Below are 22,135 nucleotides of genomic sequence, written 5' to 3'. Positions count from 1 at the left end.
GGCCCGTCCCCGGGCGGCCGTCACTCCTCGGCGGGGGCGGCCTCCGCCGGATCCTCCGCTGCGGCCTCCGTCCGTTGCGCGGGCAGCGAGATGGTCATCTCGGTGTACTCGCCGGGGGCGGTGTCCACGCCGATGCTGCCCCCGTGCTCGCGGACGATGTCGTTGGTGATCGCCAGGCCCAGGCCCGTCCCCTGATCGGTGGGCTTCGTGGTGAAGAACGGGTTGAAGATCTTGTCCACCACGTCGGCGGGGATGCCGTCGCCGTTGTCGCGGATCCTGATCTCGACGCCGTCGGGGGTCCGGCGGCTGCTGGTGCGGACCGTGGGCATGTAGGAGGAACCCTCGCCCGCCTCCACCAGCCTCTTGCGCTTCTGGTCGGTGGCGTGGCAGCTGTTGCCCACCATGTTGATGAACACCCTGCCGAGGTCCTGGGGCAGCACCTCGAGCTCGCCCACCTCGGGATCCAGGTCGAACTCCAGGTTCAGCTGGAAGTCCGGATCGACGGCGCGGGCGCTGTGGAAGGCCAGCCTGGCGTGCTCCTCGATGAGCCCGTTGATGTCGGCGCGCCGCCACTCGCCGGTCTCACGGCTCATCATCAGCATGTCGTGCACGATGGTGTTGGCGCGGGCGCCGTGCGAGCCGATGCGCTCGAGGTTCTCGGTGATGTCGGCGGCGATGTCAGCGATGAGTTCCCGCTGCTCGTCGGTGAGGGTGTCCCCGGCCTCCTCCAGCACCTCCTGGAGCTCCTCGACCAGTTCGGCGGAGACCTCGGAGAAGTTCTTCACGAAGTTGAGGGGATTGCGGATCTCATGGGCCACCCCGGCGGTCACCTCGCCCAGCGCGGCCAGCTTCTCCCGCATGACGATCTGATCCTGGGCCCTGTGCAGCTCCTCCAGGACCTGCTCCAGCTCGCTGTTCTTCTCGCCGAGCTCCTCGGCCAGCTTCTCGACCAGGTTGAGGCGCTGGACCTCCAGGGCGTGGCGGCGGAAGATCTCCAAGGCGTGGGCCATCTCCGACACCTCGTCGCGGCCGCTGATGACGACCTCGTCCTCGAGGTCCCCGTCGGCCATGCGGCGCATGCGGTTCGAGAGCTGGTTGAGCCGTCGCAGCAGCAGGCGGCTGACGAATCCCAGGATGATCGCGAGCCCCACGACCACGCTGACGCCGGCGATCACCAGCAGCAGGACGCGCGAGGTCCCGATGGCGTCGGCGGAGGCCGTGGTGGCGTCGTCGGCGTCGCTGCGGGCGTTGCTGATCAACTCCTGCACCCCGGTCGCCAACTCGGCGGCCTGGACGCGGTTCTGGGCCAGCAGCTCGCGCTGGCGCTCGCCGAGCTCCAGCTGCGCCGTGATCAGGGCGAAGCCGCTGTCGGCGCCGACGCCCAACGCGAACAGGTCGGTCAGGACCGACACCAGGTAGCCGCGCTGGGCGATCAGACCGATGGCGGTTGCGCTGATCTCGATGCGGTCGGTCACCGACTCGAAGCTCTCCTGCAGGGGCTCGATGAGGGCCGCGTTGGAGACGCTGAAAGCGCTGGAGAGCAGCTGGGTGGCGATGGCCGTGTCGGTCTGCAGGGCCAGCAGGTGGCGGTAGCGGATGACCTCCGCCTCGGTGAAGTGCCGCTCGCGCGGCGCGGGGGGCTCGCCGATCTGCCGGTAGCCGGTCATCTGGTAGAAGAGCTGCTCGTCGAGTGCCGGCAGCAGGATGTCGTCCAGCTTCCGGCTGATCTCGGCCAATTGCACGCGCAGGGCCTCGATCTCGACGGCGAGCGCGAACGACGTCGGCATCTCGGCCTCGATCTGGGCGATGTTGGACTCGAGCTGCCGGGCGCGCGAGCGAATCGCCACGAACAGCGCCGCATCGATGTCCTGCTGCTCGAGGAGCTCCAACTCCCTGCGGAACTCCTCCTGGGTCTCCACGATCTCCGCCGAGACCGCGCCGAGCTCCTCGGGTGTGGCCGCCACGGTCAGGCGCGGGGCTGCGGCGACCAGCCGGCCGCTCAGCTCGGTGACCCGGAAGGCGGTGACGATCCGCGGCAGGCTCTCGGTGTTGACGCGGTCCTGGGTGCCCTCGATGCTGTTGAACGACAGCCAACTCACGGCGATGGCGGCGACGGTCAGGGAGACGAGGACGCCGATCGCCACGTACATCTGCGTCGAGATCCGCAGGGCGAAGTCCACCAGGACGCGCAGCCGGTCTCTCAGCATGCGTGGACCTCCCCGGAGGCCGGGACCGCCCGCTGCTCGGGGGCGCTCACGTCACCGACCGTCCTCACATCGAGCCGGTGGCGACGTAGCGGCCGTCGCGGATCATGGTGAGGAACACGGCGTCGGAGCCCTGGTTGTCGTTGCCGCCGAAAACGAGCTCGAAACCGTCGATGTCCACCGGCTCGCCCCGCAGGATCTCCTTGAGGAAGCAGGTCCGGCTCAGGTCGCGCCCGCAGCGCTCGAGTCCGACGATCGCCATGCGGCCCGCCAAGTAGCCCTCCAGCGAGACGAACCCCGGCGCGGCGTCGGGATCGTGCGCCTCCAGGGCGGCGCGGTAGGCGGCCACGACCGGCAGCGAGTCGTCATCGGGGAAGGGCACGACCTGGGTCACGAACACGCCGTCGCCGAAGGGGCCCAGCTCCTCGGCCAGGGCGTTGGCGCCCACGAAGGAGATCGTGACGAACGTCCAGTCCTCGCCGAGGTAGCGCGCCCAGGCGATCAGCGCGGCGACTGGCTCGTAGGCGCCCACTAGGACGACAGCGTCGGGATCGCCCAACTGGAGGTCCAACAGGGCGGTGCGCACCGCCGTCGTGTTGCGGGGGTACAGACCGATGGCGACCGGTTCCATGTCCCGCCGGTCGAGGGCCTGCAGCACGCCGCGGTAGCCGGCGCGGCCGAAGGAGTCGTCCTGGAACATGACCGCGATGCGGTCGACGCCTTGGTCGGCGATCAGCCTGGCGACGATCTCCTCGGTCTCCTGGTAGTAGGAGGCGCGCAGGTTGATGATGTTGCGCCAGTCGTCGTCGCGCAGGAACTCCGCCCCCGTGAACGGGGCGATGAACGGGACCTGCGCGGCGGCGGCGACCGGGGTGGCCGAACGTGACGTGGGTGTGCCGACCTCGCCGATCAGCGCGAACACGCCGTCGGACTCGATGAGCTGCTGCGTGTTGGTGACCGCCGCCTCCGGCTCGTAGGCGTCGTCCAGGGAGGCGAGATCCAGGCGCCTGCCATGGACCCCGCCGTTCCGGTTGGCCTCGGCGAAGGCGGCCTCGATGCCGAGGCGCATGTTCAGACCGAGCTCCTGGGCGGGACCGCTGAAAGCGGCCGACTGGCCGAAGAGGACCGAGTCCTCAAAGATGCCCTGGGAAGCCGCCGTCGCGGCCGGGCCGGCCGGGGGCCCGTCGAGCGGCGCAGGCTGCGTCGAGCCGGTGGTGGGCTGATCCGGTTCGCTGCCGGTGGTGCAGGCTGCGGCCACCAGCGCCGACAGCGCGAGAACCCCCAGAGCCGAGGGGAACCTCCGCCGCAGCGGTTCGATCATTCCGTCTGCCGCGTGACCAGGGTCAGGTGGTTCCGCTCCCCGTCCCGGCGGTAGCTCAGGTCGTCGGTCAGCGTGCGAACCAGATGGATCCCCAGCCCGCCGACGGCACGGTCCTCGAGGGCCGCGTTCACGTCGGGTTGGGGGGCGTCGTTCAGCGGGTCGAAGGCGACGCCGTCGTCGGAGATCTCCACGGTGACCGCCTCGGCCTCGGTGGTGATGGTGATCTGCACGCTCTCGGCGCCGCCGTAGGTCATGGCGTTCAGGGCCAGTTCCTCGATGATGAGATGCAGCTTGAAGGCCAGATCGTCACCGCAGCGCTCGAGGCGGCCGAACTCATCCAGTGACGCCTCGATGTGCCGGAGGGCGTCATCGACGGACTCGTGCTGCGCGGCGCCGACCTCCAGCCGGAATTGCGCGCTCAACTCCCCGGCTCGCTTCGGTGCAGCGTCAGGCAGGTGATGTCGTCGGACTGCGGAGTCTCGCCGGCGAAGCCGTGGACCGCCTTGAAGACGGTCATCGTCGTCTCCTCCGCGTCGTTCGGCGGGGTCTCGGCGAAAATCGCCGCCAGCCGCTCCATCCCGAACTCCTCCGCCTCGACGTTCATGGCCTCGCTGACACCGTCGGTGTACAGGAACAGGGTGTCGCCCGGCCCGACGTTGACGGTGTTGTGGGCGAACTCCACGCCGGCCATCACCCCGAGGATGATCCCGCCGGTGCGCGGGAGCAACGACGAGCTTCCATCGGGTCGGATCAGGAGCGGCTCGTTGTGCCCGCCGTTGGCGTAGGTGAAGTCCCCGGTGGCGGGGTTGTAGATCCCGTAGAGCAGCGTGACGAACATCTCGGTGTCGTTCGTCTCGCGCAGCAGTTCGTTGACCTCCTGCAGTACGTCGCCGGGGTTGTCACAGCCGATGGAGGCGCCCTTCAGCAGGGTGCGGCTGGACATCATGAACAGGGCCGCGGGCACCCCCTTGTCGGAGACGTCGGCGATGCAGAGCCCGATGCGGCCCCCCTCGAGGTTGATGACGTCGTAGAAATCGCCTCCGACATTGCGCGCCGGCTCCATGTGGGCGAAGACTTCGTAGTCACCCTCGCGCGGGAATCGCGTCGGGAGGATCGACTTCTGCATCCTGTTGGCGACGTCGAGTTCCTTCTGCAGCGACACGAGCTGGTCGCGGGAGGCCAGGGCGGCGCGCCATTCGGTGAGGTGGGCGAGGGTCCGCTCAATGGTGATGCGCAGGTCGGCGAAGTCCAGGGGTTTGGTGACGAAGTCGAAGGCGCCGCGGTTCATGGCCGTGCGGATGTTCTTCATGTCCCCGTAGGCCGAGATGATGACCGACTTGATGTTGGGGTCGACGCTGGGGATCTGTTCCAGGAGCGTGAGCCCGTCCATCTGGGGCATGTTGATGTCGGAGAGCACCATGTCGATGTCGTCGTCGGTGTTCAGCTTCTCGAGGGCCTCGATGCCGTTGTGGGCGAAGACGAAGCTGTAGCGACCGGAGCGGATGTCGCGCCGCATCCGCTGGAGCATGAGCGGTTCCAAGTCGACCTCGTCGTCCACGACGAGGATCTTGTATGTCGCTTTGGCCATCGCTTCCGGTCCCTCCGGCGCGCTCGCTCGGGGTCGCTCCGTGGTTCGTCCGCGCAGAGTCGCTGGGGCGCTGCTCCGTCAGCCCTCCTGCGCGGCGAGGGCGGTCTCGGGAGAGCTGTGGATAGCGATGATCTGGTCGAAACCGCTGATGATGAAGAGTTCGTGCACCGAGGAGGACAGCGAGCAGATGGAGAAGCCGACTTTACGCTGGCGGAGGTTCTTGGCGGTGAGCAGGATGATGCGCAGTCCGGCGCTGCTGATGTAGTCCAACTCGGCGAGGTTCAGGATGACGGCGCTGTCCTCCGCGCCGATGTTGGCCTCCAAGGCGTCCTGGAAATCGCTGGCGTTCGATCCGTCGACCCGGCCGGCGGTGTTGATGATCACCGTCGAACCCCGCCGCTCGGAAGTCACTTCCATCATCTCTGCTCCTTACCTGCCATCTGGTGATTCCCCGCTGCGCCGCACCCGTCCCGGGCGCTCCGACAATCTAGCCGTGCCGGGAGACCATGGGGGCGCCCCCGCGGGCCCGCAGCAGAACGATAGTCCCGTTCGCCGCGGTCCCGGCAATCCGGCCCGTCCTCCCGACACTAGCGGCGCCGCAATCCTGTGGGCCTCACGATCGCCGTTGCTCCTGCCGGCCGCCGGTCGCGACGGGTCATAGCCCCGCTCGCCGGCGCGGTCGCAGCAACGGCGGAGCGTCGGCGGTGGCGCCACCCCGATTGTGCGGCGCTCCGGTGACGACCATAATTCCCGTTGTGTCCGCGTCACCGATGCCAGGGTCGCAGTGCCGGAAGGGAGGCGCCGCATGACCGTCCTGACGAGGGAACTGCGCGACTCGTTCGCCGCGTCGGTCGGGGCGGTCGACGAGGCATGCCTGCTCCCCCCCGTCATCTACACGTCCCCGGAGTTCTACGAGTTCGAGCGGCGGGCGGTGTTCCAGCGAGAGTGGCTCTGTGTCGGGCGGGCCGACCAGGTTCCCGAGCCGGGCGACTTCCGTTGCATCACACTCGCGGGGGAGCCGCTGATCATGCTGCGCGACGGCGACGGCGAGATCGGGGTCGTCTCCGCCGTCTGCCAGCACCGCGGCATGGTGCTGGCGGAAGGGTCCGGCAACACACGCCGCTTCACCTGCCCCTACCACCACTGGTCCTACGGTCTGGACGGGGCACTGCTGGGCGCGCCGGCGATGGAGCGCGCCGTCGGGTTCGACAAGGCCGACCATGGCCTGCCGCGCCTTCGCACCGAACTTTGGCAGGGGTTCGTGTTCTGCAATTTCGACGCCGACGCTCAGCCACTGGGGCCCACCCTGGGGAAGATCGACGACATCCTGGAGAACTTCGGTCTGTCGGACACGGTGACCCGCGAGGGCAAGACGCTGCCGAACCTGCCGTGGAACTGGAAGGTCATGATGGAGAACTTCAATGACCCCTACCACGCCAGCCGGCTGCACGGCCCGCTCCAGACGTTCGCCCCGAGCCACCTCAACGACTACCTGCGGTGGGACGACGACGACGGGGCCATCGGCCGCGTCCAGCACTTCACCGACATCGACGGGTCGTTCAACCCCACGAAGAAGTGCATCCTGCCCACCTTCGCCAACCTCACCGAGGCGCAGCGGCGGCGCGGGTCGTTCGTGCTCATCCCGCCCACCCTGTCCCTGGCGATCGTGCCCGACGAGGTCGCCTACTTCATCATCAGCCCCGACGGCCCGGGGGAGATCACGATCCACATCGGCTATTGCTTCGAGCCCTCGGCGCTCGCCGATCCCATGTTCGAGTACCTCTTCGAGCAGGCCGAGCAGGGGGTTGATAACTTCAACGTGCAGGATGTCTACGCCGACCGCATGGTGCAGAAGGGCTTGAACTCGGTGTTCGCGCCCCGCGGTCGCTATTCCTGGCAGGAGGAGACCCTGGCGCAGTTCAACCGCTGGCTGGTGAGACGCTACGAGCGGTGCTGGCCGTCGAGTTCCGGACAGCGGATCGGTCGGCGGGAGCCTGCGGCAGGGGGGATAGGAGCGACAAGGTGAAACCCGCAAGATTCGACTACGTCGCCGTGACGTCGGTCGCCGAGGCCGCTGAGGCGCTCGCCGGCGCCGACGACGCCCGGATACTGGCGGGGGGGCAGAGCCTCGTACCGCTGATGAACCTCCGCCTGGCGCGTCCGAGCCTGCTCGTGGACGTGAACGGCGTGGCGTCGCTGGCCGGCTTCGAGGCCGGCAACGGCACGTTGCGCTTCGGCGCCATGTGCCGCCATCGCTTCCTGGAGACGGATCCGCTGGTGCGCGAGAAGGCTCCGATCTTCGCCGAGACGGCGGGTCTCATCGGCCACGTCGGGATCCGCAACCGGGGGACGCTCGGCGGCAGCCTCGCCCACGCCGATCCCGTGGCGGAGCTGCCGGCACTGCTCGTCGCGCTGGGTGGGCAGGTGATCGCCAGCAGCGCCGCGGGTGAGCGGACCATTCCCGCCGCCGAGCTCTTCGAGGGGCCCTTCACGACCAGCCTCGAGCCCGCCGAACTGCTGAGTGCAGTGGAGGTCCCCGCTCACCGCGAGGGCGACGGCGGCGCGTTCTCGGAGTTCGTCCTCCGCCACGGCGACTTCGCCACGGCGGGTGTGGTCGTGATCCTGCACCGTGACGAGGATGGTGCGTGTGACGGGCTGCGGGTCGCCGGCTGCGGTCTCGGCCCCGCCCCGGTGGACCTGAGCGCGGCGGGGGAGTTCCTGCTGGGCGAGTCCGCCCTGACCGGCGGCGGAGCGGACGAACTGGGCAGACGGGTGGCGGCGGCGTCGGATCCGTCCGGCGACGTGCACGGCTCGGCGGAATACCGCCGTGAGCTCGCCGCCGTGCTGGCCACCGATGCCGTGCGAAGAGCCTGGGGACGGGCGGGATCGCCCGGCCGCGGCTGAGCGCGAGCCGATCACGACAAGGAGGAACCCATGAGGAGTCGAACGTCATGACGGATGTCAGGTTCTCGCTCAACGGTGAGGCCGCGGAGGTCGACGTCGAGCCGCGCGAGTTGCTGCTCGACACGCTTCGGGACCGCCTCTCCATGACGGGGGCTCACGCAGCATGCGAGCAGGGTGCCTGCGGTGCCTGCACGATCCTCGTCGACGGCGCCAGCGTGCGCTCCTGCTTGATGTTCACCGTCCAGGCCACCGGTGCTGAGGTACGGACCATCGAGGGCGTCGGATCGCCGGGAGCGCTGCACCCGATCCAGCAGGCGCTGTCGACCCACCACGGCCTGCAGTGCGGCTACTGCACGCCGGGCATGGTCCTCACGGCGCTGGAGATGTTCGAGACCGACCCGCACCCCAGCCGGGACGAGATCGTGGAATGGATGGCGGGCAATCTCTGCCGCTGCACCGGCTACATCAACATCGTCAGCGCGCTGGAGGCGCTCGCCGGTACCGCCGAGGCGCAGTCATGACCGCCGTCGCGCCCCCGGTGGCGCCGCCGGAGACCACCACGGGAACCTTCCGGCGCGAGGACACCCGGCTGCTCTGTGGCCAGGGTGAGTATCTGGGTGACGTGCAGCGCCCCGACCTGAAGCACATCGCCATCCTGCGCAGCCCGCTGGCCCATGGGTGGATCCGCGGCATCGACGTCTCGGGCGCCCTCACGCTGCCCGGAGTGATCGGGGCGTTCACCGGGCCCGAGCTGGCCGCCGACACCGGCACGTTCAACCACCACCTGGAGGCGATCCCGACGCTGCGCCAACTCAATTGGTCGGTGCTCGCGGTCGACAAGGTGCGTTTCGTGGGCGAGCCGGTCGCCGCGGTGGTCGCCGACAGCCGCTACATCGCTGAGGACGCCCTCGAGCTCATCGAGGTCGACTACGAGGAGTTGCCCGCGGTCAGCGACGTGGAGGCGGGGCTGGAGGCCGACGCACCGCAGCTGTACGAGGATTGGGGCGACAACGTCTTCCTGTACATCCCGGGCCCCCACGGCGACACCGAGACGGCGTTCGCTGACGCCGACGGCGTCCTGCAGGAGAAGTTCACGCACCACCGCATCATCGGCCTGCCGCTGGACGGCCACGGTGCGCTCGGCGAGTTCGACCCCGCCACGGGGCGTCTGGTGCTGCACGCCTCGACCCAGATCCCGCACTTCCTGCGCACCGTGCTCGCCGAGATCACCGGACTGAGCGAGGCCAAGATCCGGGTCGTGGCGCCCGACATGGGGGGCGGCTTCGGCAACAAGGTCCACATGGTTCGCGAGGAGGCGCTGGTGGCGGTGCTGGCGATGCGGGTCCGCCACCCGGTCGTCTGGAAGCAGGACCGCACCGAGAGCCTCACCGCCAGCGTGCACTCGCGCCAGCAGGTCCACAACGTGGAGGCGGCGTACCGCAACGACGGGCGGATCCTGGGGCTGCGCGCCGAGATCATCGCGGACGTCGGATCGCCGGAGCTCTACATCCTGGGCGCCGGTCCGGCGATCGTCACCACGGCGATCGTGCCGAACTGCTACGACCTGCAGGACTACGCCTTCGAACTGCGCTGCGTGGCGACCAACAAGGCGCCGATGGGCGCCTACCGCGGCTACGGCCAGGGACAGGCCGTGTTCCTGATCGAGCGGGTCATGGACCTGGTGGGGGAGAAGCTCGGCATCGATCCCGTGGAGATGCGCCGGGTCAACATGATCCCCGACGAGCAACGGCCCTACGTGACGGCCACGGGTGCCGTGCTGGACTGCGGCAGCTTCCATGATCAACTCTCGGACCTGCTGGAGGCGGCGGACTACGACGGTGCCTGCCGGGAGCGCGACGCGGCGCGGGCGGAGGACCGTCTGGTCGGCGTGGGGATCGGGCAGATGGTGGAGGCCACCGCACCCAACATCCACGGTCTGGCCGGTCAGTTCGGCGTCTACGAGATGGCGATGCTGGCCGTGCAGCCCGACGGCAAGGTGAACGTCGTGGTCGGCACCAAGTCGCAGGGCCAGGGCCACGAGACCATATTCGCCAAGGCGGCGGCGGACGAACTGGGCATCAGCCCCGACGACGTCACCGTCAGCGACGGCGACACCGGGGTGCTGCCCTACGGCAGCGGGACCTGGGGAAGCCGTTCGGTGGTCATGGGTGGCGGAGCGGTGATCAAGGCCGCGCGGCAGGTTCGCGACAAGATGGTCGCCATCGCCGCCGGACTGCTGGACGCGCCCGCCGATCGGATCGAGGTTTCCGAGGGCTTCTTCCGCCTGGGCGAGGCGGCCATCCCGTTCGCCCAGATCGCTTCGGCTGCGTACCTCCACACCTTCCTGCTGCCACCGGGCATGGACCCGGGCCTGTCGGTCATCGTGGGTTACGACTCGTTCAACACGAGCCCCTTCCCCGACGAGCGCGGCAAGATGAACGTGGCCGCCACCTATGCCACGGCCGCTGCGGCCGCGGTCGTGGAGGTCGATCCCGCCACCGGGGTGGTGAGCGTGGGTGACCTCACGATCGTGCACGACTGCGGGACCGTGATGAACCAGGTGATACTCGACGGGCAGATCCACGGCGCGGTCATGCAGGCGGTCGGGCAGACGTTCCTCGAGGAACTCCACTACGACGAGAACGGGCAGCCGCTCACGACGACGCTGCTGGACTACGCGATCCCGACGTTCGCGGACGTCGTAGAGCCGAAGATCGTCCACCGCGAGACCCCCTCGGATCTGATCGGCGGCTATCGCGGTGCCGGCGAGGGGGCGCTCATCGTGACGCCGGTGGCGCTCGCCGCGGCGGTGCATGATGCGCTGAGGCCGCTGGGCGTGCCGATCACGCAGGCCAACCTGAGCCCGCCGCGCCTACGCGAGTTGCTGCGAGGGCATTCGGCCGGCTGAGGAGCGTTCCCGCCGGGCGCCCTCGGGTGACCCTGCGGCTCCGGCACGCGCTCGTAGGCTGAGACGATGGAGTCGAGACGGTCGGCCGCCGCGCCGACCGCGGCAGAGACGCGTGTGCTCGACGAGGCCGTCGGGCGTCGCCACGACCCTGTCGACAGCCGGGTGATCCGGCGCGGCCCCGATCGCCGGCACCTGCTATTGCCGTCGTTGCACGCCCTGCAGGACGGCGTCGGCTGGATCAGCCCGGAAGCGCTGGCCGAACTCTGCGCGCGGATCGAGGTGCCCCGCGCCGAGGCTTTCGGAGTCGCCACGTTCTACGCCCTGCTGCGCACCGAGACGGGTCCCCGCACGGTCGTCCACGTCTGTGACGACGTCGCCTGCCGCGTCCACCCCGCGTACCGCGATCCCGCGGCGTACACCGGTCACGACGGTGACGAGCCGGTCGGCGTGCACCCCAGCCCGTGCCTCGGCCGGTGTGACCGGGCCCCTGCCCTGTTCGTGCAGCGCGCCGGGGACGACGCGGCCCGCTGGACGGCCACGGGATCAGTGGCCGAGGCGCTCGCCGGCGAGGGTGCGCCGGAGGCGCCGCCTCGGGTGGTCGCCGCCGGAGAGGCCTGGCTGACGGGCCGCGTCGGCGTCGTGGATCCGACCAGCCTGGAGGAGTACCGGGCGCACGGCGGGTACCGGGCGCTGCGGACCGCGCTGACCATGGGCCCGGAGGCGGTGCTGCGTGAGATCGCCGACTCGGGGCTGCGCGGCAGGGGAGGAGCCGCTTTCCCGACCGGCGTGAAGTGGCGGGCCGTGGCGGCCTCGGCGCAGCGGGAGCGCTACGTGGTGTGCAACGCGGACGAGTCCGAGCCGGGCACCTTCAAGGATCGCGTGCTGATGGAGGGAGATCCCTTCGCCCTGGTCGAATCCATGACGATCGCCGGGGTGACCGTCGGCGCCGGACGGGGCTACGTCTACATCAGGGGCGAGTATCCGACCGCCGAGGAGCGGATCGTCGGCGCGATCGACCAGGCGCGCCGGCGCGGCCTGCTGGGGCGCGACGTGGCCGGCAGCGGCCTGAGCTTCGACCTCGAGGTCCGCCGCGGCGCCGGCGCCTACATCTGCGGTGAGGAGACGGCGCTCTTCAACTCGCTGGAGGGGTACCGGGGCGAGCCCCGGTCGAAGCCGCCGTTCCCCACCGAGGTCGGTCTGTTCGGCCGGCCCACCGTCGTCAACAACGTCGAGACGCTCCACAATGTGCCGGTGATCCTCAGCTCCGGCGCGGCGGGGTTCCGCGCCGTGGGCACCGCCGAGAGTCCCGGCACGAAACTGTTCTCGGTGGCCGGCGACGTGGGCGGTCCGGGTGTCTACGAGGTGCCGTTCGGCACGCTTCTCGGCGAGCTTCTGGCACTCGCCGGCGCCCCGGCCTCGCCCGGGGCCGTGCTGCTGGGCGGGGCCGCCGGAGTCTTCGTGCCCCCCGGGGCGAGCGACGTGCCCTTGACCTTCGAGGACGTTCGAGCGGCCGACCTCACGCTGGGTTCGGGGGCGGTCACCGTCTTCGGCGCCGCCGCGGACATCGGGGACGTCGTGGAGCGGATCACCTCCTTCTTCCGTGACGAGTCCTGCGGGCAGTGCGTGCCGTGCCGGGTGGGCACCGTCCGCCAGAACGAGGCGATCGTGCGCCTGCGCTCCGGCGCGGCGCAACCGGGCGACGCCGGCCTTCTCGACGACCTGGACACGGTGATGAGCGACGCCTCGATCTGCGGGCTGGGACACACGGCGGCCTCGGCGGTGGGCTCCGCCCGGCGTCTGGGACTGCTCGAAGGCGCCGGAGCGGGGCGATGAGCACTCCGGTGCCGATCCCGCGCCGCAAGGTCACGGTACACATCGACGGCGCCGAGCGGTCCGCCGCCGAGGGCAGCACGATCCTGGACGTCTGCCGCGACGCCGGGGTGGAGGTGCCGACGATCTGCTGGGCCCCGACGATCACACCCGTCAACGCATGCCGGGTCTGCGTCGTGGAGTTGGAGGGCTCGCGCACGCTGGTCCCGGCCTGCTCACGCCGCGTGACCGAAGGCATGGAGATCCGCACCGGCGGCGACCGCGTGCGGGCCTCGCGCCGCATGGTTCTGGAGTTGCTCGCCTCCTCGGTGGATCTCTCCCGCGCCGAGGTGGACATCCTGCGCTGGCTCAAGGAGTACGGAACCGACCCCGAACGCCATGGACCCGACCGGGCACGGGTCAGCGAGCCGGTGCGGCGCCACGACGAGCTGTACGTCCGGGACTACGACCGTTGCGTGCTCTGCTACAAGTGCGTGGACGCCTGCGGCACCGAGGCCCAGTACACGTTCGCGATCGCCGTGGCGGGTCGGGGGTTCGATGCCCGCATATCCACCGAGTACGACGTGGAACTGCCCGAGTCGGCGTGCGTGTACTGCGGAAACTGCATCGGGGTGTGCCCGACGGGAGCGCTCATCTTCACCCGGGAATTCGACCTCCGCGAATCGGGCCGGTTCGACCCCGAGATCCAGACGATGACCACGACGGTCTGCCCCTACTGCGGCGTCGGCTGCAACCTGGAACTGCACACCCAGGACGACGAGATCTTCCGGGTCACGTCGCCGGACGATCACGAGGTCACCTCCGGGCACCTCTGCATCAAGGGTCGCTTCGGCTTCGAGTACGCGGGCGGCGGGCGGCGTGAGCGGCCGGGGGTGGACCCCGCAGCCGGTCGGGACACGAGTCCGCCCGCGTGAAGGGGGCCGGCGGCCAGGCAGATCGCCCACCTTGGGTTCTGGCCGTCGTGGGCCTGTTCGCCGGCTTCATCGCGGGGCTGTTCGGCGTCGGCGGGGGAATCTTCATCGCTCCCGGGCTGATGCTGCTGGGGGGTTTCCCGCACCGGGTGGCGCACGGCACCTCGCTCGCCACGTCCGCACTCTTCGCCGCCGCCGGGGTCGTGGCGTACGCGCTCAACTCGGCGGTGGACGTCGTCGCCGCGATGCTGATATTCGGCGGCTCCAGCCTCGGGGTCCTGGTGGGTGCCGACCTGCTCGACCGGGTGCGCATCCGCACGTTGCAGGTGGCCTTCGTGGTGTTGCTGGCCGTCACCGCGGGGCGCCTGCTGGCGGGGACCAGCGAGAGTGACAGCGACCTCTCGTTGACCGTGGCCGTGGCGTTCGCCCTGGTGGGGTTGGGTCTGGCCGTCGGCCTGGTGGCCGGTCTGATGGGTGTCGGAGGGGGCGTGATCGTGGTTCCCGCGCTCGTCCTGCTCTTCGAGGTGGGCAACGTGACCGCCAAGGGCACGTCGCTGCTGGTGGTGCTCCCGACCGCGCTCATCGGCACCCTGCGCAACCTGCGCAACGGCAACGTGGATCTACGGGGCGCGCTCGTGGCCGGAGCGGGGGGAGTGCTCTCGGCCTTCGGCGGCGGGCTCCTGGCGGGCGTGATCGCACCGGACGTCGCGACCGGACTCTTCGCCGGCCTGCTGATCGCCATCGCCCTGGGGATGGCCCGCGACGCGCTGCGGGGGCCCGATCGTCCAGCCGGCCGATCCGGCGGGCCCGAGAGTCCCGACGACGGGCCGCCGCCCGCCGGCGACGGCAGCGGTAGGCTCGCCCAGGTGCGCGCTGTCGTTCTGGCCGGTTACGGCGGACCCGAGGTCCTGCGGCCGGTGGAGATCCCCTCGCCGGTCCCCGGGCCCGACGAGGTACTCGTGGACGTCGTCTCGACGGCCCTCAACCGGGCCGATCTGCTGCAGCGCATGGGCCGGTATCCGGGGCCGGAGACCACCGTCGAGATCCTGGGGCTCGAGTACGCGGGCCGAGTCGCCGCGGTCGGCGCGCGGGTGGCGGGTCTCTCCGTCGGGGATCCCGTCATGGGACTCGTCAACGGCGGTGCCTACGCCGAGCAGCTCGTCACCCACGAGCGCATGGCCCTGCGGCCGCCCGCCGGTCTGCCGCTGGCCGACGCGGCGGCGATTCCCGAGGTCTGGATCACGGCCTGGGATGCACTCGTCTGCCAGGGCGGGCTCACATCGGGGCGCGTCGCGCTGGTGCACGGCGGTGGCTCGGGCGTGGGGACCGCCGCAATCCAGCTTGCCAAGGCGCTGGGAGCCACTGTCGTAACCACCGCCTCGGCGGCAAAGCTGGCTGGATGCCGCGAACTCGGCGCGGACCTGGCGGTCGACTACCGCAGCGAGGACTTCGTCGAGGCGACCCGCGAACACACAGGCGGGCGCGGCGCCGATGTGGTGGTCGACATCGTCGGCGGTGACAACCTGGCTCGCAACCTGTCGGCGTTGGCGACGTGCGGCTCGATCGTGCAGGTGGGGCTGCTCGGAGCCGGCGAGGCGACCGTCCCGCTACGGCGCCTCATGTCCAAACGGGCCCGTCTCGCGGGTACCGTGCTGCGGGCACGTCCGCTGGAGGAGAAGATCGCTCTCAGCAGGCGTTTCGCCACCGAAATCCTGCCGCTGTTCGAGTCGGGACGGCTCCGGACCGTGATCGACCGGCGCTATGGCCTCAACGAGGCCGTCGACGCGCACATCTACATGCAATCCAATGAAAATTTCGGTAAGATCCTGCTCGACGTTGTGACGCCGGAAGAGGTCGACGCCGCCCCCTGAGCCGGCCCGAAGCGATTGCCGCCCTCGGTTCCAGGACATCAACTAACATCATGTCGTTGGTTTCGTTTCCGGGGCGGCGGGCAGCTTGTCACAAGGTGCTACGACCGTTTGTCTCCGTTGTGCAGCACCAATGCACTAGGGGGATGGGAACGATACGAGGTTGCGAGGATCACGGACATGGTAGAGGACATGGTAGAGTCGGATATCGATTGGCTCAGCACTGAGGACACGGCAAGGCGTCTCGGCCTAACGACCCGGACGATTTACAGGTTTGTGGATATCGGGCAGCTTCCGGCGTATCGCTTCGGGCGGGTCTTCCGGTTCAAGGCGAGCGATGTCGACGCGTTCATCGAGCAGTCACGCGTCGAGCCCGGCACCCTGAAGCATCTGTATCCGGATCCGATTCCCGCGCAGGCCTCCGGCGCAGGCGAGGAAGAGTCGTCACCGGAGAGCTAGTCGCTTGCCGGACCTCCTCACGGGCGGCGCGCTGACCGGCGCCCACTCCGAACTGCAAGCGGGAATCCGGCCGCACCGACCAGGTTGCTTTGTCCTCGGTGACTGAGCAACCCGTGAGCCACTGCCGGGTCACGATCCCCGGCAATCACCTGCTGCCTGCCCTGCTCGGGCCGGCTGATCGCCATCTGCGGCTGCTGGAGGCGGCGTTCCCGCAGACCGGTATCCACGTGCGCGGCAACGAGGTGACCGTCAGCGGTCCGGACGCGCCGAGCGTGGCGCGGGTCCTCGAGGAGTTGATCACCCTCGTGCGCCAGGGACAGCCGGTCGACTCCCGGTCCGTGGTGCACGTCATCGACCTGGTGGCTGCCGACGAGAGCCCCAGCGAGGTCCTGAACGACGAGGTGCTCCGTCATGCCCGCGGGTCGGCGGTGCGGCCCCGCTCGCGGGGTCAGAAGATGTACGTCGATGCCATTCGCTCTGCCACCGTGACCTTCGCCATCGGTCCCGCCGGGACGGGCAAGAGCTGGCTGGCGGTCGCCGCAGGGATCGCCGCGCTGCAGGCGCGCGAGGTGGAGCGGATCATCCTCACCAGGCCCGCAGTCGAGGCCGGCGAGCGGCTCGGGTTCCTGCCCGGTGACGTCGCCGCCAAGGTGGATCCGTACCTGCGACCGCTCTACGACGCGCTGTACGACATGCTGGACCTGCAGGGGGTCCAGCGGCTCCTGGAACAGGAGGTTGTGGAGGTGGCGCCGCTGGCGTTCATGCGCGGGCGCACGCTGAACAGGAGTTTCATCATCCTCGACGAGGCCCAGAACACGACGCCCGAACAGATGAAGATGTTCCTCACCCGCATCGGGTTCGGCTCGCGGGCCGTGGTCACCGGTGACGTGACCCAGGTGGACGTCGCCGGGGGCCGCAGCGGCCTCGACAACCTGGAGGCGCTGCTGGCCGGCATCGAGGGCGTTCGTTTCGTGCATCTGAGCAGCCGGGACGTCGTCCGGCACCCCATCGTGACCGACATCGTGAACGCCTACGACAAGGCCAGCAGCGAGGCGGGCAATGGGCCCGTGCGGGGCCGGTCGGGGTGAGTGAGGACGGGCCTGCGGACTCTCCGGGTGACCGGAGCCGACCTCCCGCCGGGCACCGGGACGAGAACCCACAGCGCCGCCGGCGGGTCGTGCACGGACCCGTGGCCGTCGAGGTGGAGGACCGGCGCGGCCCCGACTCCGCTCCCGGCGGACCCGGGTGGGAGGACCTGGACCTCGACCGGTGGGGTCTGCTGGCGGCGTCCGCCGCCCACGGCGAAGGGGTCCGGCGCCCTGCCGAACTGGGCCTGGCGTTCGTGGACGAGGACGAGATCACCGGGTTGGCAGCCGACTGGCTTCGGAGCGACCATCCGACCGACGTCCTGGCGTTCCCGGTGGAGGTGAGCGCACGGCGCGCCCGCCGCGCCGCGCCCGCCGGAGACCCCCCGCTACTCATCGGCGATGTCGTTGTCTGCCCGCCGGTGGCGGCCCGCCAGGCGGGCGAGGCGGGCCACGCGCTGGCCGACGAGTTGGCGCTGCTCATCGTGCACGGCGTGCTGCACCTGCTGGGACACGACCACGCCGGCCCGCTGGAATTCCTCAGGATGAAGCGGCGAACCCGGACCCTGCTCGCCCGGCTCTACCGGCCCGTTTCGCCCGGTTCTACCGGCCCGTTTCGGCCGGCGCCTCTGCCGTGACCGGCGAGGGCCGGCGGGCGGTCTGAACGGTGGCCGAGGCGCTGGCGATCGCGGCCGTGGCGGTTCTGAGCCTGTGCGCGGTCGTGCTGTCGGCCGCCGAGACGAGCCTCACCCGGCTGCGCCAGAGCCAAGCCAGGGTGCTGATCGAGGAGGAGCCCACCGGGACCAGCCCGCTGGGCTGGCTGCTGGAACGCCGCCGGCAGGTTCTCGGCCTGGTCCTGGGGCTGGTCCTGGCCAGCCACCTGGGCGTTGCCACCCTCGTCGCCTTCCTGGCGCAGCGACGCTGGGGAGCCGGCGCGCTGGGTGTGGCATTCGCCGTCGAGCTGGTCGTGCTCTACCTCGCCATCGGCGTCGGGGCGAAGTCCCCGGCCATGCGCCGGCCCGAGCGAGTGGCGCGCCTCGTCGCCCCGTTCCTGCGGACCCTGGTGGTCTTCACGCCGCTGCGCTGGCTCGTGGACCTGCCGCGACGAGCGGGGGGATTCGGTCAGAGCGAACGGGACGAGCCCGAGGCGGTCTCGGAGGAGGAGTTGCTGGCCGTCGCCGAGCTGGCGGCCGCGGATGAGAGCATCGAAGCCCAGGAGCACCGTCTCATCGAGTCGGTGATCTCGTTCGGGGACACGATCGCCAGGGAGGTCATGGTGCCGCGCCCCGACATGGTGGCGATCGAGCGCACCTTCAGCGTCTCCGAGGCGCTCGATGTGGCCCTGTTCAACGGCCTCACCCGCATCCCCGTCTACGGCGAGGGAATCGACGACATCGTGGGCTTCGCGCACGTGCGCGACCTCATCGCGGCGGTACGGGACGAGGGTGACGACAGGCCCGTCGGCGAGGTGATGCGCGAGATCGGATTCGTCCCCGACACCAAGCGGACCGCCGAATTGCTGGCGGAGATGCAGGGCGGGCGTTCCCATCTGGCGATCGTCATCGACGAGTTCGGCGGGACCGCCGGCCTCGTCACCCTCGAGGATCTGCTCGAGGAGATGGTGGGTGAGATCACCGACGAGTTCGATGTGGAGCAGGCACTGGTGGAGAAGCTGGAGGAGGGCAGGTACCGGGTGAGCGGCCGGGTGCCACTCAGCGAGCTGTCCGAAGCGCTCGAAGCGGAACTGCCCTCGGGACGCTGGAGCACGGTGGGAGGGCTGATCTTCACCCTGCTGGGGCGGGTCCCACAGGAGGGTGAGAGCCTCGACGTGAACGGCCATCGCTTCCTCGTCGAGCGGGTGCAGCGGCGTCGCATCGCCCGTGTCCTCGTGACCGAGATCGAGGCCGGGTCACCTGCGTGAGCCCGGGCGGGGCCGTGTGTGTCCGGTCGGGGGCCGGGGTGCCGTTTGCTCCTTCGCGCGGGCGCGAGGCGTCGCAAATCGGCCCCCGGCCCCTTCCTCGGTTGTCGTGAGTCCGGGCAGCGCGCTCGGAGGGCAGCGTGAGTTCTGAGGGCGATCTCCGGTCTGGCTTCGTGACGCTGGTCGGGCGGCCGAATGTCGGCAAGTCGACTCTGCTGAACCGGCTGTGCGGCACGAAGGTCTCGATCGTCAGCGACAAGCCGCAGACCACCCGGCGCGCCATCCACGGGGTGCTGCATCGCGCCGGCGTGCAGGTCGTCTTCGTGGACACGCCCGGCATCGGCAAGCCGCGCACGGCCCTGGGTTCTCGTCTGAATGCCACCGCCACCGAGGCGCTCGACGACGTGGACGTGGCCTGCCTGGTCGTCGAGGCGACCGCCCCGTTCGGTCCCGGCGATCGCTTCGTGGCCAGCAAGCTCCCCGCCACCGGCGTGGTGGTGGTGAACAAGATCGACGCCGCCTCGCCGGCCCGACTTCTGGAGCAGTTGGCGCGGGTCTCGGAGGTGCCCGCGGCGGCGTACTTCCCGCTCTCGGCGCGCACCGGCGAGGGTGTCGAGGCGTTCGTGGAGCATCTGCTGGCGCGGATGCCGCCGGGTCCGCCCTATTACCCCGAGGGCATGGTGAGTGCGATACCCGACGAGGTGGCGGTGGCGGAGTTGGTGCGGGAGCAGCTCCTGGCGGTGGTGCGCGACGAGCTGCCGTACGCCATCGCCACACAGGTCACCGAGTGGGACTGGCCGCGCATCCGCTGCGAGATCCTCGTGGAGCGGGCTTCGCAGCGCCGCATCGTCATCGGGCACCGCGGCGACGTGCTGAAGCGGGTGGGAACCGAGGTGCGCCAGCAGCTGCCGCCGGGGGCCTACCTCGAGCTGCACGTCTCGGTGGATCCCAACTGGCAGGATCGCCCGGGCGCCGTGGAGCGCTACTGCGGTTGAGGGAGCGACATCCCGCTGGGGGGCCGGGGTGCTCAGAGCGATGCCAGGAAGTCCAGCACATCGGCACGTTCGGTGGTGCGGCGCAGCGGCGGCACCTCCTCCAGCAGCTCCGTCCGGTAGCGGGCGGTCGCCAGGCGGGGATCCAGCACGGCGACCACTCCCCGGTCGGCCTCGGAAGGGATCAGCCGGCCGGCTCCCTGCGCCAGGAGGATGCCGGCACGCCGGAGATCCACCAGCCGGAAGGCGTCGTCGCCGATGTGCTCCCGCCGCGCCGCCAGCAGCGGATCGTCAGGACGGGGGAAAGGCAGGCGGTCCAGGGTGACGAGCGTCAGCGCCGGGCCGGGCACGTCCACTCCCTGCCAGAAGCCGATGGTGGCGAACAAGCAGGTGGCGTCGTCGGCGGCGAAGCGCTCGAGCAGCTGCGCCGGCGGGAGGTCGCCCTGACGCAGCAGCGGCCAGCGCAGGCGAGTCCGGAGCGCGCCGGCGGCCCCCTCGAGCATGCGGTGGCTGGTGAACAGCGCCAGGGTGCGACCCCCGGCGGCGTTGATCAGCGTTTCCAGCTCGTCGATCGCCCGGGGCGCGAACTCCGGGGAGTTGCGCGGCGGGAGGTCGGTGGCGCAGTAGAGGAGTCCGGCCGACCGGTAGTCGAACGGGCTGCCCACGTCCAGATGCCGGTAGTCGTCACCTTCCAGGCCCAGTGCGGTGGGAGTGGCGGACCCCAGCGTCGCTGAGGTCATGACGACGGTCCGCTCCTCGAAGAGGGGTTCACGCAGGAGCCCGCCGACCTCCAGATGGGCGAGGCGCAACTCGGGTGCGCCGGGCGCCCCCTCCACGAACGCCACCGTCCCGCCGGGCCGCTGCAGCAGCGCGGCCACGCTCTCGCTCAGCGACGACACCTCTCCGAGCGCCCGCAGTCGCTGTGCCTCGGCATCGCCGCCGCTGGGCTGCGCGGCGCGGAGTTCGGCACTGACCGCCTCCAGACGACCGCTCGCCAGCGTGAGGGCCTCGACGAGTTCGGGCGGGCCGTCGGTCGGCAGGCGCCTGCCGTGGTGTTCCCGGAGGATCTCTGCGATGCGCCGGCCGGAGTTCGCCAGAGGAGCCCCCGACTGGGCGATCACGGCATTGACCTCCTGGCCGGCGTTGCGCAGGCTGCGCTCAGCAAGGCTGACGCCGGCGATGGCGGTGACGGTCTCCTCGAACTGGTGCGCCTCGTCGATCACCACGAGATCGTGGGGGGGCAGCAGGGGAGTGCCGAGCAGGTGCAGCACGAGCAGGTGGGCGTTGACGACGACGATGTCGGCGCGGTCGGCGCGCTCCCGGGCGGCTTCGGCGAAGCAGGCTCCGCCCTCCGGGCAGCGGGTGCGGCCGGGACACTGCGCGGCGCTCACGCTCAGGCGTTCCCACAGCCCCGGCGGGAGTTCCCAGTCCACGTCGGCCCGGTCTCCGGTGGTGGCCCGGTCAGACCAGGCGAGCAGCCGGGCGACGTCCCCGGCGCCGGACGCGGGTGCGCCACCGGCCCCGGTCGGCCCGTCGGCGCCGTCCCGGGGGCGGTTCGCCTCGCCCGTGTCGCCCAGCTCGAGTTGGAGTCCGGCCCGGGTCGCCTCGGCCACGAGTTGACGGCAGATGTAGTTGGAGCGCCCCTTCAGCACGGCCCAGCGGAACGGCCGCCCGCCGGGACGAAGTCGCCGCGTCTCAGCCAGCCCGGCCAGGAACGGCAACTCCTTGGTCGCAAGCTGGTCCTGCAGCGCCTTCGTCGCCGTGGCCACGACCACCCGCCGGTCGATCAGGACGGCGGGAATGAGGTAGGCCAGCGACTTTCCCGTTCCCGTGCCGGCCGCGACCGCCAGGTGCCGTCCGCGCTCGAACGCCTCGGCGGTGGCCGCGCACATCTGCTCCTGGCCGGCGCGTCGCTCGCCTGCGGAGCCGAGCGCCTCGGTGGCCGCTGCCAGCAGGGCGAGGCTCCGCTCGGCGAGACTCACCCCCGCAGGGTACCAATCCCCCGGCAGCCCGCCGGACGGTTGCGGGCTGCCGCCACAGCGGCGACACCTGGCGGGGCCGCTTCATCGCGTACCAATCCCCTGCCCGCAGCCCGCCGGATGGTTGCCGAGGTCGCCGTCGTGCGCGGCCCGGCGCCGTATCTCGGT

The 22,135-nt window shown here is 70.4% G+C and carries 18 protein-coding genes; 12 read left to right on the top strand and 6 right to left on the bottom strand.

Annotated features, from left to right (window positions below; translation table 11 throughout):
- Window positions 1-20: 20 nt before the first annotated feature.
- The 5 genes from OXG55_12305 to OXG55_12285 all read right to left on the bottom strand — a co-directional run bounded on the left by OXG55_12305 (window position 21) and on the right by OXG55_12285 (window position 5,533).
- Window positions 21-2,207 carry an ATP-binding protein gene (locus tag OXG55_12305; GenBank protein MCY4104018.1) on the bottom strand — a complete coding sequence of 729 codons (2,187 nt, stop codon included), beginning with the start codon at window positions 2,205-2,207 and terminating at the stop codon, window positions 21-23.
- Between the two features lie 64 nt (window positions 2,208-2,271).
- Window positions 2,272-3,525, bottom strand: coding sequence for an ABC transporter substrate-binding protein (locus OXG55_12300; protein ID MCY4104017.1), 1,254 nt, complete (start codon window positions 3,523-3,525; stop codon window positions 2,272-2,274).
- Window positions 3,522-3,947, bottom strand: a complete 426-nt coding sequence (locus OXG55_12295; protein ID MCY4104016.1) for an ATP-binding protein — start codon at window positions 3,945-3,947, stop codon at window positions 3,522-3,524. Before OXG55_12295 ends, OXG55_12300 begins: the two co-directional genes overlap by 4 nt.
- A complete protein-coding gene (locus OXG55_12290) occupies window positions 3,944-5,113 on the bottom strand; it encodes a SpoIIE family protein phosphatase (GenBank protein ID MCY4104015.1) in 1,170 nt (389 codons plus the stop codon). The genes OXG55_12295 and OXG55_12290 overlap by 4 nt, the downstream gene beginning before the upstream one ends.
- A 78-nt stretch (window positions 5,114-5,191) precedes the next feature.
- Window positions 5,192-5,533, bottom strand: coding sequence for an STAS domain-containing protein (locus tag OXG55_12285; GenBank protein ID MCY4104014.1), 342 nt, complete (start codon window positions 5,531-5,533; stop codon window positions 5,192-5,194).
- Between the two features lie 385 nt (window positions 5,534-5,918).
- Between OXG55_12285 and OXG55_12280 the strand changes: the two genes are divergently transcribed.
- The 12 genes from OXG55_12280 to era all read left to right on the top strand — a co-directional run bounded on the left by OXG55_12280 (window position 5,919) and on the right by era (window position 19,991).
- Entirely contained in the window at window positions 5,919-7,139 is a 1,221-nt protein-coding gene (locus OXG55_12280; GenBank protein ID MCY4104013.1) for an aromatic ring-hydroxylating dioxygenase subunit alpha, read from the top strand.
- Complete coding sequence (locus tag OXG55_12275; protein ID MCY4104012.1) at window positions 7,136-8,017, top strand: xanthine dehydrogenase family protein subunit M; 882 nt, start codon at window positions 7,136-7,138, stop codon at window positions 8,015-8,017. Before OXG55_12280 ends, OXG55_12275 begins: the two co-directional genes overlap by 4 nt.
- Window positions 8,018-8,064: 47 nt before the next feature.
- Window positions 8,065-8,538, top strand: a complete 474-nt coding sequence (locus OXG55_12270; GenBank protein MCY4104011.1) for a (2Fe-2S)-binding protein — start codon at window positions 8,065-8,067, stop codon at window positions 8,536-8,538.
- Complete coding sequence (locus tag OXG55_12265; protein MCY4104010.1) at window positions 8,535-10,925, top strand: xanthine dehydrogenase family protein molybdopterin-binding subunit; 2,391 nt, start codon at window positions 8,535-8,537, stop codon at window positions 10,923-10,925. The genes OXG55_12270 and OXG55_12265 overlap by 4 nt, the downstream gene beginning before the upstream one ends.
- Window positions 10,926-10,991: 66 nt before the next feature.
- Window positions 10,992-12,758, top strand: a complete 1,767-nt coding sequence (locus OXG55_12260; GenBank protein ID MCY4104009.1) for an NAD(P)H-dependent oxidoreductase subunit E — start codon at window positions 10,992-10,994, stop codon at window positions 12,756-12,758.
- Complete coding sequence (locus tag OXG55_12255; protein ID MCY4104008.1) at window positions 12,755-13,669, top strand: 2Fe-2S iron-sulfur cluster-binding protein; 915 nt, start codon at window positions 12,755-12,757, stop codon at window positions 13,667-13,669. The genes OXG55_12260 and OXG55_12255 overlap by 4 nt, the downstream gene beginning before the upstream one ends.
- Entirely contained in the window at window positions 13,666-15,537 is a 1,872-nt protein-coding gene (locus OXG55_12250; GenBank protein MCY4104007.1) for a TSUP family transporter, read from the top strand. Before OXG55_12255 ends, OXG55_12250 begins: the two co-directional genes overlap by 4 nt.
- 177 nt (window positions 15,538-15,714) lie before the next feature.
- Entirely contained in the window at window positions 15,715-15,993 is a 279-nt protein-coding gene (locus OXG55_12245) for a helix-turn-helix domain-containing protein (protein ID MCY4104006.1), read from the top strand.
- A gap of 98 nt (window positions 15,994-16,091) precedes the next feature.
- Entirely contained in the window at window positions 16,092-17,081 is a 990-nt protein-coding gene (locus OXG55_12240; GenBank protein MCY4104005.1) for a PhoH family protein, read from the top strand.
- A gap of 89 nt (window positions 17,082-17,170) precedes the next feature.
- Window positions 17,171-17,716, top strand: coding sequence for an rRNA maturation RNase YbeY (gene ybeY / locus OXG55_12235; GenBank protein MCY4104004.1), 546 nt, complete (start codon window positions 17,171-17,173; stop codon window positions 17,714-17,716).
- 29 nt (window positions 17,717-17,745) lie between these two features.
- Window positions 17,746-18,999 carry a hemolysin family protein gene (locus OXG55_12230; GenBank protein ID MCY4104003.1) on the top strand — a complete coding sequence of 418 codons (1,254 nt, stop codon included), beginning with the start codon at window positions 17,746-17,748 and terminating at the stop codon, window positions 18,997-18,999.
- A gap of 137 nt (window positions 19,000-19,136) precedes the next feature.
- Window positions 19,137-19,991, top strand: coding sequence for a GTPase Era (gene era / locus OXG55_12225; protein ID MCY4104002.1), 855 nt, complete (start codon window positions 19,137-19,139; stop codon window positions 19,989-19,991).
- A gap of 32 nt (window positions 19,992-20,023) precedes the next feature.
- Here era and OXG55_12220 read toward each other — a convergent pair whose 3' ends face one another.
- Complete coding sequence (locus OXG55_12220) at window positions 20,024-21,970, bottom strand: ATP-dependent DNA helicase (GenBank protein ID MCY4104001.1); 1,947 nt, start codon at window positions 21,968-21,970, stop codon at window positions 20,024-20,026.
- Between the last annotated feature and the right edge of the window lie 165 nt (window positions 21,971-22,135).

It is taken from the genome of bacterium (genome assembly GCA_026708055.1).
GTDB lineage: Bacteria > Actinomycetota > Acidimicrobiia > Acidimicrobiales > CATQHL01 > VXNF01.
This window is presented reverse-complemented; position numbering and strand designations above follow the sequence as displayed.